Source organism: Candidatus Neptunochlamydia vexilliferae (assembly GCF_015356785.1).
GTDB classification, from domain to species: domain Bacteria; phylum Chlamydiota; class Chlamydiia; order Chlamydiales; family Simkaniaceae; genus Neptunichlamydia; species Neptunichlamydia vexilliferae.
Genome location: NZ_JAAEJV010000012.1, coordinates 33,060 through 47,007, shown reverse-complemented (window position 1 = coordinate 47,007; position 13,948 = coordinate 33,060). Strand labels below are relative to the sequence as shown.

Annotated in this window: 15 protein-coding genes; all 15 read right to left on the bottom strand. The window is 47.5% G+C overall.

Going from position 1 to position 13,948, the window contains the following annotated elements; translation table 11 throughout:
- The coding region (locus tag NEPTK9_RS09630) for a hypothetical protein (RefSeq protein ID WP_228547008.1) at positions 1-263 on the bottom strand (263 nt) is incomplete at its 3' end.
- A 46-nt stretch (positions 264-309) separates the two neighbouring features.
- Positions 310-900 carry a DNA-3-methyladenine glycosylase gene (locus tag NEPTK9_RS03615; RefSeq protein WP_194847464.1) on the bottom strand — a complete coding sequence of 197 codons (591 nt, stop codon included), beginning with the start codon at positions 898-900 and terminating at the stop codon, positions 310-312.
- On the bottom strand, positions 804-2,795 hold the full coding sequence (locus NEPTK9_RS03610; RefSeq protein WP_194847463.1) for a ribonuclease R family protein: 1,992 nt from the start codon (positions 2,793-2,795) through the stop codon (positions 804-806). Before NEPTK9_RS03610 ends, NEPTK9_RS03615 begins: the two co-directional genes overlap by 97 nt.
- A gap of 78 nt (positions 2,796-2,873) precedes the next feature.
- The gene (locus NEPTK9_RS03605) at positions 2,874-3,026 is read right to left on the bottom strand and encodes a hypothetical protein (RefSeq protein ID WP_194847462.1); all 153 of its coding nucleotides are present in this window, start codon (positions 3,024-3,026) and stop codon (positions 2,874-2,876) included.
- Positions 3,027-3,217: 191 nt separating this feature from the next.
- Positions 3,218-4,006 (bottom strand): FAD:protein FMN transferase, encoded by a 789-nt coding sequence (locus tag NEPTK9_RS03600; RefSeq protein ID WP_194847461.1) that lies wholly within the window; start codon positions 4,004-4,006, stop codon positions 3,218-3,220.
- A complete protein-coding gene (gene folD, locus NEPTK9_RS03595; protein WP_194847460.1) occupies positions 3,997-4,848 on the bottom strand; it encodes a bifunctional methylenetetrahydrofolate dehydrogenase/methenyltetrahydrofolate cyclohydrolase FolD in 852 nt (283 codons plus the stop codon). Before folD ends, NEPTK9_RS03600 begins: the two co-directional genes overlap by 10 nt.
- Positions 4,835-5,695, bottom strand: a complete 861-nt coding sequence (locus NEPTK9_RS03590; RefSeq protein WP_194847459.1) for a nucleotidyl transferase AbiEii/AbiGii toxin family protein — start codon at positions 5,693-5,695, stop codon at positions 4,835-4,837. Before NEPTK9_RS03590 ends, folD begins: the two co-directional genes overlap by 14 nt.
- Positions 5,688-6,302: a type IV toxin-antitoxin system AbiEi family antitoxin domain-containing protein gene (locus NEPTK9_RS03585; protein ID WP_194847458.1), complete on the bottom strand. Its 615-nt coding sequence runs from the start codon at positions 6,300-6,302 to the stop codon at positions 5,688-5,690. Before NEPTK9_RS03585 ends, NEPTK9_RS03590 begins: the two co-directional genes overlap by 8 nt.
- Positions 6,303-6,539: 237 nt before the next feature.
- Positions 6,540-7,364 (bottom strand): inositol monophosphatase family protein, encoded by an 825-nt coding sequence (locus tag NEPTK9_RS03580; RefSeq protein WP_194847457.1) that lies wholly within the window; start codon positions 7,362-7,364, stop codon positions 6,540-6,542.
- Positions 7,354-7,854: a hypothetical protein gene (locus NEPTK9_RS03575; protein ID WP_194847456.1), complete on the bottom strand. Its 501-nt coding sequence runs from the start codon at positions 7,852-7,854 to the stop codon at positions 7,354-7,356. Before NEPTK9_RS03575 ends, NEPTK9_RS03580 begins: the two co-directional genes overlap by 11 nt.
- The gene (galE, locus tag NEPTK9_RS03570) at positions 7,827-8,789 is read right to left on the bottom strand and encodes a UDP-glucose 4-epimerase GalE (protein WP_194847455.1); all 963 of its coding nucleotides are present in this window, start codon (positions 8,787-8,789) and stop codon (positions 7,827-7,829) included. Before galE ends, NEPTK9_RS03575 begins: the two co-directional genes overlap by 28 nt.
- Positions 8,789-9,448 (bottom strand): sugar transferase, encoded by a 660-nt coding sequence (locus NEPTK9_RS03565; RefSeq protein WP_194847454.1) that lies wholly within the window; start codon positions 9,446-9,448, stop codon positions 8,789-8,791. The genes galE and NEPTK9_RS03565 overlap by 1 nt, the downstream gene beginning before the upstream one ends.
- Before the next feature lie 31 nt (positions 9,449-9,479).
- On the bottom strand, positions 9,480-11,060 hold the full coding sequence (locus NEPTK9_RS03560; protein ID WP_194847453.1) for an ATP-binding protein: 1,581 nt from the start codon (positions 11,058-11,060) through the stop codon (positions 9,480-9,482).
- A gap of 634 nt (positions 11,061-11,694) precedes the next feature.
- Positions 11,695-12,531: a polyprenyl synthetase family protein gene (locus NEPTK9_RS03555; protein WP_194847452.1), complete on the bottom strand. Its 837-nt coding sequence runs from the start codon at positions 12,529-12,531 to the stop codon at positions 11,695-11,697.
- Positions 12,506-13,864 carry a UDP-glucose dehydrogenase family protein gene (locus NEPTK9_RS03550; RefSeq protein WP_194847451.1) on the bottom strand — a complete coding sequence of 453 codons (1,359 nt, stop codon included), beginning with the start codon at positions 13,862-13,864 and terminating at the stop codon, positions 12,506-12,508. The genes NEPTK9_RS03555 and NEPTK9_RS03550 overlap by 26 nt, the downstream gene beginning before the upstream one ends.
- Positions 13,865-13,948 lie beyond the last annotated feature (84 nt).

Below are 13,948 nucleotides of genomic sequence, written 5' to 3'. Positions count from 1 at the left end.
CAAAAAAAATCCACTGAACCGACACAGCTTCGGAGCCGAAGGCGAAGAAAAGCTACGTCGTGAAGTGTTACCTCAGCATGCTGTATTTTGAACCATGCCCGAACCACTGCTTCTTTGGAAAATGCATCGCGGAACTCACTGCTTTCGAGGTAGAGAAAAATTTTAGCCACAAAGGCTATAATTTTTTCTATTACTCCTTCTTCTAAAGGGGTGCTTTCCCACCCTAAACAACTATATTTTTTTTGAATTCCTTCTGTAGTCATTAGTTCCCTACTTTTTTATTTGAATGGCTACTATTATACCATATTTTTAATTTAAAAGAAAGCGCCAAGGGAGATTTTTATGTTCTTCGGCGTAATCGATTCCAATTCTAGGGGTTGCGATAATCTTTCCAAGGGGTGCTCCATGGTCTTCAAGCCATATCTCATTGCCTGTCAGGGGGATGCCCGAATGGTGGGTCTGGATTCCAAGGGCTTGGGTGAGAGTTCCTGGTCCTCCGGTGAGCTTTTTAGCTCCTTTGCGCCGCTTTTCCATCGTTTCAGTGCCATGGGTGGGGGCTAGGGCGCGGACAAGGACGGCATGGGGTGTCCCTTCCTTGTGGGTGACGATATTGAAGAGGTGGTGGATTCCGTAGCAGAGGTAGATGTAGGCCACCCCCCCTGGCTCAAACATCACCTGGGTGCGGGCAGTTTTTCGCTCTCCATAGGCGTGGCAGGCTTTGTCCTCAGCCCCTTTGTAGGCCTCGGTTTCGATGATCATCCCACCGGTGAGCTGACCCTCAAAGGAGGTAAAGAGGTACTTGCCTAGGAGCGCCTGCGCGACTTCGACCACCTCTTCTTCTTGGTAGAAGAGGAGCGGGACCGTTTTTTCTTTGTTTTGCTTTGGCGGGGAAGGGCCCATTTTGTCTCCATCATGATGAGATCGACCTCTTCGAGAAGGATCTCGAGAGGAGAGTCCATTTTATAGGTTTTTCCTGTATCTTGTCCAACAAGGAGTTCTCTTTGCTGGTTATAGACATAGTAGTCATCTTCCAGATCGGAGAGGTGGAGGAATCCCTCATATTGGAGGGGAGCGACCTCAAAAAAGACCCCAAAGGGTTTGATTTTACTCACGACTGCTTGGTGGAGACGGGTGGGATCCTCCTGCTGGCACTTTTGGAGGAGGCGGAGTTTTTTAAGCATCACAACGCTTGTCTCTGCCTTAAAAGAGACCCGCTCCTTGTCGGAGCAACTTTTGGCAACGAGGGTGAGGTCTTCCTCGGAATCTTCAAAGAGGCGGCGGTGGATAATGAGGTCACTATAGCGGCGGATCGGGCTCGTAAAGTGGCAGTAGTTTTCAAGGGAGAGGCCATAATGGCCCACATTATTTTCAGAATAGACCGCCAGTTTCATACTCCGAATATAGGCGATCGAAAGTTGCTCGGCGTGGGGACTTCCCTTCGCCTTTTCAAAGAGCCTTTGGATGTCGTCGACTTCGGGCTTATTCGGTAGAGAAAAGCCTAAACTCCGCGCTAGGGCATAAAAAGCTTCGAGATTATCCTCTCCGGGAGGTTCATGGATCCGGAATATCCCTTTTTTGTTTTTCTTCATGAAGTCTTGGGCAACGAGCTCATTGGCTTTCAGCATAAACTCTTCAACAAGTTGGTGGGTGATGTCATATTCGACCACCTCATGTCCAGTTGGTTCCCCCTTTTTGTTGACCTTGATCACTATCTCAGGAAGGGCGAGGTCGACGCTGCCCCGTTCCCGCCGTTTTTTCTTTAAAAGAAGGCAAAGTTTTTCGAGGCGTTTCAGTTTTTTTTCATGGGGACTTTTCAGCTCTCCATCGAGCACTTTTTTCGCTTCTTTGTAGGTGAACCGCTTTTGGCTAAAGATGGCCCCGCGGACAATCCGATAATTTAAGACCGTTCCCTCTTCATCGAGATCGATCAAGACCGAAAGGGTGAGTCGGGTGACCTGCTCTTTTAAGCTACAGAGATGGTTGGAAAGCTCTTCGGGAAGCATCGGGACGCACTGTCCCGGAAAGTAAGTTGAGTTGGACCGTTTTTTGGCCTCTTCATCAAGAGGGGTTCCCTCTTTCACATAGTGGGAAACATCGGCAATGTGAACCCCTAAATGGAAGTGTCCTTTCTCATCTTCGGTGAGCGATAAAGCATCGTCAAAATCGCGGGCGGTATCGGGATCGATGGTGACACACTCGAGGTAGGTGAGATTCTCCCGCCCCTCAATATCTTTTTTGTCGACCTCAGGGGGGAGTTTTTTCACTTGCTCGATCACCTCCTTGGGGAACTCCTTTCGGATCCCAAAGTCACGGATGGCTGAGGGGATATCGGTCCACGCCTCGTCGATCGTCCCCAGCTTCTCAGTAACGGTGCAGGTGGCAGGGGACTTTTCATCTCCCCAGTCGTCGACTTTTAAGATGAGGCGATCACCAATTTGGTACGTTGCCTTCTTGTTTTTTTTAACGAGTGCTGCTTTAGAGGGACCAAGAGAGTGGACGTAGAGGAGGTAGTGTCCCTTCGGGTTGATGATCCAGACGATGCCGACGAGCTCTTCTTTTCCCCGCTCGAGGATGGCTTGGACCATCCCTTCGGGGCCCTTACCTGCCTTTTGCTCTGCCGCAACGGCGACTTCCACACGATCGCCATCGACCGCATTTCCCTTCAAACTTTTGGGAATAAAAATATCCTCAGGATATTTTTTCGGGTCATCAGGAGAGACGAAAGCGAAACCTTTGGGATGAACAGAGATGGTGCCGGCCATTGTTCCGGCAAATGTTTTGTTTAATTTTTTCATTACTATTCGCTATTATACTCCATTAAAAAGATAATAGCAAATGGTGGGGGAGAGAAGTCTCTCCCCCGCATCTAAAATTTAATACTTACGGCAAGGGCCACCAGGTTTTTCTGGTGTTTCTTGTTGTGGTTTAGTGGGCGTCGGCTTAGGCTCTTCCTTACTACAAGAGGCTAGAGCTCCTCCAGCAAGTGTGAGTATTCCAGCAAAAAGTAAAATGGTTTTTTTCATCATGAACCTCCAATATTAAGAGTTTTTTCTAGAAATAGAGGTTTTTGGTTTCCAATGTCAAGATATACCGAAAAAAGTTCAAAAATCGGTTTTTGCCTGCGCCAGCATCACCACCTTTAGCCCCCTCTGCATCGCTCCTATCTCCTCGATAGGAGACTGCTTCGATGGGACTAAATCTGGAGTGCTGGCTTTGGCTAATTCCCGGTTTTTGAACTTTTTTCGGTATAAACAATCCAAAAATCGACGGGGAGTTTTTCTTTCATCGCATCAGCAAAGGTTTCGGAGCCTGAAGCCATGCAGGCAGTGGCAAGGGCATCGGCGAGGGCGCAGGTGGGAGCGCGGACAGTAACCGAGTAAATGCCCACCCCCACCATCTCTTGAGTGAAGGGATTGATGATGTGGGTATAGGTCGTGCCGTCAATATCCCAGGTTTGTTCGGCACATCCGCTTGTTGCAATGGCTCCATTTTCAAGAGGCACGACTTCATCATTCAATAGGATTTGCCAGGGGCGTCCTGAAGGGTGCTTCCCATGGACGCGGAGGTCTCCTCCCCACTCGACATAGAGGTTTGTATACCCAAGGGAAAGGAGCTGTTCGACAATCTGGTCGATCACATACCCTTTCAGCATCCCATCGAGGTCGTAGCCAGGAGAGTGGGCCGTTTGTGTTTTGAAGGTTTGGATCGGGCCGCGCAAAGTGGGGTCATACCATCCGTTGGTTAGGGTGCAAAAAGAGTGAGCCAAGGAGAGGATGGGCTGGAGCTCTGGGGAGTCGGGGTTTTTCGATAAAAGGGAGTCGGGGTTCCAGTGGTTATAGAGGGTATCGACCTCTTCGAATATCTCTTCTAGAAGCGCTTGGACATGGGTTTTATTAGGGGAGCCGCCGATTTGGATCCGGTAGGGATGGCCATGGGCTACTCCTTGAAAGTGGGAAGGCTCTTTACTGCAGCCAAAGAGTAAAGCGAGAAAGAGAATCAGCCACATCGTTTTTTGTAACTTTCGTAGGTGTTTGCAAGGAGCATCGCAATGGTCATCGGTCCTACTCCGCCTGGCACAGGGGTAATCGCAGAAGCCACCTGCTTCACATTGTTAAAGTCAACATCGCCAACAAGCCCTTTATCTGTTCGGTTGATGCCCACATCGATCACGACCGCTCCTTTTTTGACCCTATCGGCAGTAATAAAGTGGGGGCTGCCCAGGGCGGCGACTAAAATATCGGCCTCCCGACAGAGCTCTTGAAGGTTTTGGGTTCCACTGTGGGCGATGGTCACTGTGGCATTGGCTCCTTGTTTTTTTTGCATGAGAAGAGCAGCAAGGGGTTTTCCCACAATGTTACTGCGGCCAACGATGACAACATGTTTGCCCGCGGTGTCGATCTTGCTTTTTTCAAGGAGGGTTACGATCCCGAGGGGAGTGCAGGCGGCAAAGCCTCCAGAGACGCCGAGAAGGAGTTTGCCGATGTTGATGGGGTGAAACCCATCGACATCTTTATTGGGGTCAATCGCTTCGATAATCGCAGCGGTGTCAATCTGTTTGGGGAAGGGTTGTTGAACTAAAATTCCATCGATGTGGTCGGCCCTATTAAGACGATCGATTTCTCCAATGAGCCCTTCTTGGGTGATATCTCCTGGAAGGGAAAGGACTTCAGAGTGGATGCCGATTTGCTGACATCCCTTTTTTTTCATCGCGACATAGGTTTGTGAGGGGAGATCTTCTCCAATGAGGATAAAGGCCAGGCCAGGCTTGCGCCCGTCGATCTGGACGATCTCTTGTTTGAGGTGTTTTTGGATCTCTTTAGCAATTTTCTTGCCGTCAATCAGCTGCATTGGTGCTTGCCTTAATTAATGGAGTTAAATGATTAGAAATCTCATGGATGACATCTTGAAAGTTAATGGTATTTTTTCCAATAGATGAAAGGAAGTTATCCCACCGCTTTAAGGTGTCTGTGGCTTCGTAGAAAACAGGAGTAAATGCAATAGGATACTTAGTTTCCGAGGCTCGATTCATGAATACATTCTTAACGGCTAGTTCGAGTGTTTTAGGATTGAGCTTCTCTCTTTGGACAATTGTCCAAAGATCATAAAAATCTTTCATTCGCGTATTGATAAGCCCAAGCTTTACAATTGACTCGAGTTTTTCGGCAATGACGGTTTCTAGGGTATACCCTAGTAGTTCTAAAGTGGGCATTCCTAATAAAGTGGGGTAGTGGATCTGCTGGGGCTTTGGGACAATAATGTCGTTAAAACCAATATCAATAAGGACAGGTAACTTTGCTTTAAATAGCTTTGCAGAAAAACTGGCTCTTATTTCCTCATAGTCTCCTGCCGTTTGGGTCCGGCGAATCGTTAGGTGCTGAGTATCAAAGGTAATAGCATCTTCTTCATAGGGAATTGCAGCAATCTCTGTAATCACTTGTTTGAGATCTTTTATTTGGTTGGAAATACGCCCTAAAAGGTCGATGTCCATTGTTGCACGATGGTCTAAAGGATCCCAGACCTTGAGAATTAAGCCTCCTTTTAGGAAGAGTTTGGTATTGTATGGACTAGTGCTTAACCGGAAAAGAAAACGCTCCATTGCATAATAGCGAAGGATTTCATCAAAAGGACGCTTGCGCTCTTTTGATAAGTCTTTTAGTCGTTGACAAATAGACTCACCAAGGTTCTTTTTATCCACTAGTTATCGTCTCCATGATTGGCCTTAAGACGTTTTCCATTCGGAATAGTTTAGCATATTTAAATAACTTGTCCAAGTTTGCCCCCTTGCGTTCCCAATACATTTTGAGGGCTTCATAAACAACATCGGCTCCAATTTTATTGCGGAATTTTAAGCAATCGATCAAAGTTTTTTCAATATCAAAGATCTTAATAGTGCATCCGTCAACCATATGTTTTTCGACTCCGGTCATAAGAAGTTTTTCAGTATACCAAAAATAGCGCATTAGGGGATAGGAAATAGCAGGTTTATGAGCGCTACGAGGAAGTGCAACATAAACAAAGTGGGGGATTTGTGTTGTGATTTCATGAAATGATAAAGCAGAAATAAGACAAATAACTCCGCTAGGAACTTTTTTAGCTATAGGGATAAAGTCTGGCAAAGAGGGAAGAGGTATTTCAGTTAGCCGATATAAGCCTCTACTAATGACTTCTAATTCTCCGCTGTCTCTAAGGGAGTAGAGTTCTCTGCGGTGGATTCCTAGCTTAAGAGCTTCAGACATTCTAAGGATTCCTCCCGCTTTTCGGAAAATTTCTTTGGCAAGAGCTCTTTTTGATTTTTTCTTCATGGACCAAAATCTAGGACATTATTTGCTATATCCGTGATATTGTACCAAAAAAAGTGATAAGTCAACACAAATCAGCTGTATCGGTGGTCGCCTTATACCAATTCGGAAAAATAAATTGCAAAATTAGCTTGAGAGTTTTCGAGGAAAAACTGCGTTTGGAGATCGATGTAACCACTTGTTGGTTAGTGAGATCGAAAATGCAGTTTTAACCGAAAAGGCCAAGCTCAATTTACCAAGTTATTTTTCCGATTTGGTATTAATCCTCTTACTCATCTGCTCGTGCAGGAGTCCATTCGAGGCGATCACGGGTCCCTCTTCTAAAGAGGTATAGGGGCTACCCTCAAAGTTGGTAAAGGTGCCTCCTGCTTCTTCGATCAGGAGTTTTCCTGCAGCATAGTCCCAGGGTCTTAAAGAGGCCTCCCAGAAGGCGTCAAAACGGCCTGCTGCCAGGTAAGCTAAATCAAGAGCTGCCGACCCGATCCGTCGAATGGGAATCTCCATCTTAGCAAATGTGTTAAAATGATCCAAGCAAGAGAGGGGATTTTCATGCACATTATAGGGAAAACCGGTTGCAGCGATGGCGCTGTCGATAACCGCCGTCTCGGTGACTTTGAGTTTTTCTCCATTGAGGAACGTTCCCATCCCCTTTTCAGCAATAAAGAGCTCGTCGGTCATCGGATTATAGACCACTCCGGCGAGGATATCTCCCTGAAAAGCAGCGGCGATGCTCACCGAAAACATCGGAATTTTATGGGCAAAATTGACCGTTCCATCAATAGGATCGATCACCCATAAGACCCCCTCTTTTTGGGTTCCCGATTCGCCACTTTCCTCAGCGAGGAAAGCATGCTCCGGAAAGTGGGTCTTAATCGTTTTAATGATCGTCTCTTCGACCTTTTTATCCCACTCGGTGACAATGTTATGACGCCCTTCTTTATTTTCAAAGCGCATCTCGGTGCCAAACCCCTTTTTCAGCACCTCACCTGCTTGCAGGGCAGCAAGGGTGGCTACCATCGTTAGGCGAGAACGGAGAAGATTGGGTAGATCGAGCTCATTCGGCATGGACTTCCTCCTCTTCCTCCTTATACCACCATCCACGCAAAAGTAAAGGTTTTGCTAATCGCCAGACAGTCAAGGGGAAAGAGAAGAAGAGGTAGCCGTAGAGTCCATCGATCAGCGGAAAAATCATCAGGTCGGTCGCGACTCCCTTAAAAGTGAGGGGGAAAGAGAGATCATACAGGAAAAGGGAGAGGCGGGCCAGGAGGGTCCAGGTAAAGGCAATAAGCGCAGTATAAGAGACAAAGCCAATGGCTTTGTCGATCACATAGATCCGGTAGCGGTAGAGGATGAGGGTGACGCAGACTGCAATGAGGGGCTGAAGGCCAAAAGGGGAGGTGGAAAGAAGATCGAGGATGAAGCCGCATCCCGCTGCCACCCAAAGGGATTTGAGAAGCGAGGCGCGTCGATACAAAAGGGCAAAGAAGGGGGCAAAAAACTGAAGGGGAAAGGGGAGTAAAAGGGCGCTTAAGAGAGCGACGAAGAAATAGGGCACTGGTGCCACCTCCAAGCGGTTTCTAAAATGGTCGATAGGTCAGAATATTTTGGCTCCCAACCTAAAACGTCTTTGGCTTGACTGGCACCTGCCACCAAAATGGGGGGATCACCCGCAAACCGCTCCCCTTGGATAAGGGAAATTGGGTGGTTAAGTGTTTCGATCACCTCTTGCACCGAGTATCCTTTCCCCGTTCCTAAGTTGAGGGTGAGCGCTTTTTCTCCTTTTAGGAGTTTTTCAAGGGCAAGGACATGGGCATCAGCCAGGTCGGTCACATGAATGAAATCGCGGATCGGTGTGCCGTCTGGAGTGTCGTGGTCATTCCCATAAAGGGTAAAGGTCTCTCTTTGCCCCATTGCCGTTTGAATCAAAAGGGGAATGAGGTGGGTTTCTGGGGTATGGCATTCGCCGATTTCCCCTTCGGGATCAGCTCCGGAAGCATTAAAGTAGCGGAGGGTGGCAACTCTTAAGCCTGTTTTTTGGAGGGCCTTTTCAACCATCCACTTTGACTCTCCATAGGTACTGATGGGATACTGCGGATGGGTTTCCTCTATCGGAACGTGCTGGGGTATTCCATAGACAGCGCAGGTGCTTGAAAAGACAAAGCAAGGGACCCTCTCCTCTAGAACCTGAAGAAGATTAACCGTTTTTTCCACATTGTTTTGGTAGTAGGCTAGGGGGATTTGCTCAGACTCTCGCACATTCGAAAGGGCGGCGAGGTGGATTGTGCCGACAACTTGGTAGTCATCGATCACTTTCCGGACAAGCTCTTGGTCTCCAATGTCTCCTTCGATAAGAGGACCCCACTTGACGGCCCACGCATGACCTAAAGAGAGGTTGTCGAGCGTGACCGGCTCGTACCCTTTTTGAGCAAGCGCTTTACAGATGTGACTTCCAATATATCCCGCCCCTCCAGTGACAAGGATGCGGTCCACTACACTGCTCCTCGTGAAATAAGAACAAGAGGAATCGTCTTTAGCACAACCATCAGATCGTAGAAAAACGATTGTTTTTTGTAGTAAAGGCTGTCGAGCTCCACCCGATCCTCATAGGAAAGATGGTTCCGTCCAGAGATTTGCCATAGACCCGTAATACCCGGTTTGACCGACAAGACAAACTGGGCATATTTTTTTAAGGGGCTGTTCCTCTCTCCCTCAAGCTCTTCGATGTAGTGAGGGCGGGGACCGACAACGCTGAGGTCACCCTTAATGACATTCAAAAACTGGGGAAACTCATCGAGCGATGTTTTTCTTAAGAATTTTCCGATCGGGGTGCAGCGAGGATCATCTTGGAGCTTTTGGTACACCTCCCACTCTTCCCGCATCTTCGGGTTATTTTTGAGCATTTCCTCGAGTCGCTCCTCGGCATCGAGATACATCGTCCGGAACTTGTAAATCGTGACATGTTTTCCCCCTTTTCCGAGCCGCTTGCCGATATAGAAGATGGGTCCCTTCGATCCCAGCTTAATAAGGAGGGCTAAAGCGAGATACACCGGTGAGAAAATGGTGATGAAAGTGGTGCTAAACGCGAGATCGAAAAGGCGCTTGAAAAAAGGGTAGAAGGGATGGGTGTTTTTTTCTATCACTGCTTCCATAGGAGGCATTGTACATTTTTTAAGATATATTTCAAAGATCTTGGAGTTTCTGGCCCGTTTCGGAAAGAAGCTCTCCCTTCCAAGCAGAGATAGAGCGAGACTCTGACGAAAAGTTTACACCTAGTAAAGCAATTTTCTTTTTTTTGTGGGTGTAGCGCTCGAAATATTTTCGCTTATGGATTTGTGCTAAAGCTTCTTCTGGAGAGCCATTGAGCTTTAGTTCGAAGATGTAGGTGGTGTGCTCCATTTCTATAATGAGATCTGTCCGTCCTATATTGGTTGTCTGCTCAGCCTCCACCTCAAAATCCATCTCCTTAAGGATTCCTAGAAGGACAGACTGATAGGTTGCTTCAGTTGCTTTGACGAAGAGCTGATAGGGGAAGGCGGCAAGCATCGCTTTCATTTCGTTACAGAAGGAGGTAAGGTCTTGGTTTGTCAAAAAATCTTGCCACTTGGAGGAGACTGTTGGATTAATCGTTGCAAAATGGCCGAGGAGAGAGTCTAGGAAGGCCTCCTTAACTTCCCGGTTAGGAAAACCTAAGAAGTGCCGTTTGGTTGAGGTGTTATAGCTCTGAATCGTGAGATAACCGGTTTGAAACATCAGAGCTGCTAGGTCGATTTTCCCCAAGCTGCTGATATTCATCAAGTCGCTTTTTTTTGCTGAAACTCCATTTAAGGGAACAACAGACTGTGGGTGCTTTTCTACTTCGCGGATGAGAAACGAGGGAGTTCCACTGCTGTACCAGTAGGGCTCAGCCTCTTGTCTATCCATGAAGTTGAGGGTAGAAAAAGGGTTGTAAACGCAGGCATCGCTATTTGAAAACCGATATCCATTGTACCACTCCTTTGCTTCAGCAAAGATCTCGCTCTCTTTTTTGCCTTGCCTTTTTACCATTGCTGCAATGTGCTCTTGAAAGGTAAAGGCAAGCTGTTCTTGTGTATAGCCCACCATCGTCGCATATCTCGGGTCCATTGTGATGTCTTTGAGGTTGTTGAGGCCCGAGAAAAGAGAAACCTGAGAAAATTTACTAATCCCTGTCACAAATGTAAATCGGAGGTGCGCATCTGTCCCTTTTAACGTTCCAAAGAAACCTCTAAGGAGATCTCTATTTTGCCTGGCGGTATCGATGTCACTTAAGCGATCGATAATGGGTTTGTCATATTCATCAACAAGAACAACGACTCTACTCCCATACTTGTTTGATAATCCAACGATAAGTGTGTCAAGAGCCACTTGGACATCGGTTGTGATGATAGAGATGTCATGCTCTTTGGCAATGATTTCAAGGCGAACTTTTAATGCTGTCTCAAGATGTTCGAAGGTATGGTTTGCAATTTTTGAAAAGTCTAAATGAACAACGGGATGTTTTTCCCAGCCGTAGTCGCTTTCGTAAATAGCACATCCCTTAAATAGCTCTTTATTCCCCTTAAAAATTTCTTCTAATGTATTTAGGAATAAAGACTTTCCAAATCTTCTGGGACGAGAGATAAAGTAGTAAGGAGCTCCTTCATCGATGAGCTTTTTAGCAAACCCGGTCTTGTCTACGTAGACATAGTCTCTATTTGCGAGGATTTTGCTTAAGCTCTGGATGCCAATGGGTAACTTTTTCATTCCCCCATTTTACAGCATACGAGTAAAGGGATCAATGGTAAAATTTTTAGAATAATGAAACCTCTTCAGGGAGGATGCTGATCGCTTCGTCCATAAAGGGCCTGGCAAGAAAGTCGCTTTCTTCAGATTTTGGGCATGGTTCAAAATACAGCATGCTGAGGTAACACTTCACGACGTAGCTTTTCTTCGCCTTCGGCTCCGAAGCTGTGTCGGTTCAGTGGATTTTTTTTGTTAAGCTGAAAGTCGAGCAAAGCGAATATGGTAAGTGGCTAAAAACCTGGAAAAAAAGAGGCTTGTTCCTTGGTGAAAGATGTGCAAGGTTTTCTAGGAAAGAACCTTTCCAGCGAACTGACATGGCTTCGGAGCCGAAGGCGAAGAAAAGCCATGCGGTGAGCTGTCCGCGGCTTCAAAATGGCTCTGCAAAATCGCCCCGCACGAGGGGTGGAACAGTGCTTTGCACGGCCCCCCGAGGAGGGTCGATTTGGCTTGCCAGATTGAAGCTCAAGGGGGCAGCAGGGGGCTTGCCCCCGACGTATCTTTCATAAGACCAAAAATTGTTACCCTATTTTGAACTATGCCAGATTTTGCAATAATTTTCGAGAAAAAATGGAGAGTCTGCAAATCGACATATGCCTTAAGTATAGGAGATTTGCAGACTCTCCATTTTTCCCGAAAAGGATGCACAAGATGGAGGAATGGATTTTTTTGCCAGGCCCATAAAGGTTTGGGCCAGCGCTTCTGCGCGCGCCCGGCCAAAAAGAGTAAGGATATTGGCTTTACGGTTGGCAACATCGGAGCCCACCGGCTTTCCCATTGATTCTTCGGTTCCTGTTTCATCCAGGATATCGTCTTGGATCTGGAAGGAAATTCCATAGTAGTTTCCCGCCTCTTTGAGGGCGGCTTGGTCTTCAGTGCTTGCCCCCGCAATGACGCCACCTGCTTCAAGAGCTGCGGAGAAAAGGGCGGCGGTTTTTCCGAGGTACATCTGCTTAAGGGTGTCCCAGTCGATCTCTTTTCCTTCGGAAAGGAGGTCGATCACCTGCCCGCCGATCATCCCATGTCCGCCAGCCGCTTTTGCAAAGATCGTGATCACCTCGCGGGGGACGGCGCTTTTGGCAAGGACTTCAAAAGCGTAGGTAAGGAGGAAGTCTCCGGCAAGGACCGCTTGCCCTTCGTCGTAAACCTTGTGGAGGGTCGGTTTTCCTCGGCGGAGGTCATCATCGTCCATGCAGGGAAGGTCATCATGGATTAGGGAGTAGGTGTGGATCATCTCAAGAGCGGCTGCAGCATCGAGTCCCTCATGGGCTGGAATGTCATAAGCATCGAGCACTTTGAGGAGGAGCTCAGGGCGGAGCCGCTTGCCAGGAAGGAGGAGTGAGTAGCGAGCCGCTTCAAATAGGGGAGCGTGGGGTCCCTTTCCTGGAGGGAGAAGTTTTTCTAGGTGTTTATTGATCAAGGAGCGCAGTATCATAGCTCTTTTGGGTCCTAAGGAGTTTCTTTAAAAGAGCTCCCTTAGTCGGGGGAACTCCAACGCCCACATAGTGGAACCCCTTCGCCCCCATCTCTTGAGGGTTGTACTGGTTCCGTCCATCAAAAAAGGCGCTCCCTTTCATTTTAGACAAAACAGTCTTTAAATTGACAAACCGAAATTGTTTCCACTCGGTCACCAGAACGATCGCATCGGCATTTTGGGCCGCTTGATACTCGCTCAGACAAAAGCGGACAGGGCCATCGATCGCCTTTTTAGCATTTTCCATTGCTACGGGATCATAAACGCGGAGGCGCACTCCCTTCTTTAAAAGAGCGTCGATCAGGGTAAGAGAGGGCGCTTCGCGCATGTCATCGGTGTTGGGCTTAAAAGCAAGGCCCCAAATCGCAATCGTTTTTCCCTCTAGGCCACCTTTTTTAGAAAAGTAGCTAGAAAGTCTTTTGAAAAGGCGTTTTTTCTGTTTTTCGTTGATCGTTTCAACCGCTTCGATAAGGGGGGTGTCACAGCCAAGCTCTTCAGCAAGGGCGCGGAGGGCGCGGATATCCTTCGGAAAGCAAGAACCGCCGTAGCCTGCCCCTGCATAGAGGAAGTGATACCCAATCCGGTGGTCCCCACTCATCCCGATCCGGACCTGGTTAATATTCGCCCCCACCTTTTCACAAATTCCTGATAGCTCGTTCATAAAAGAGATGCGGGTGGCAAGCATCGCATTCGAAGCATACTTGGTCAGCTCTGCCGAGGCGAGGTCCATCACCAAAATCCGATCGTGATTGAGGGTAAAAGGGATGTAAAGCCGCTTTACAACTTGGGTGGCTTTCTCACTATCGCTTCCGATCACAATGCGGTCGGGCTTCATACAATCTTCGATGGCTGTCCCTTCTTTGAGGAACTCAGGACAAGAAACAATATCAAAAGGATGATTGGAGAGGATATGGTTTTTGAGTTTTTTGGCGGTTCCGACAGGAACGGTTGATTTGTTGACGATGACGGTGTAGCCGGTCATCTTTTCGCTGATCGCTTCCACTGCAGCTTCGACTTGAGAGAGGTCGGCAGCGCCCCCTTTTTTCGAGGGAGTGCCAACGGCGATGAAGTAGATCGCTGCTTCGGACAGCTTGGTGGTAAAGGTGAGGCGACCCTCTTTTTGGTTCCGGGTGACGAGCTCTTTGAGTCCTGGCTCATAGAAAGGGATGGTCCCTTTTTTAAGCCCTTCGATCTTTTCTTGGTCAATATCGACGCAAGTAACCTCATGCCCCATCTCTGCAAAACAGGTTCCCGTGACAAGCCCCACATATCCCACACCAATAACAACTATCATTGTGAACCTATCTGTGAATTAGAATACTCTTGATTTTTGATTGATTTTCTAGCAGATTTTTGGAAACTGATTTGAGGACATTGT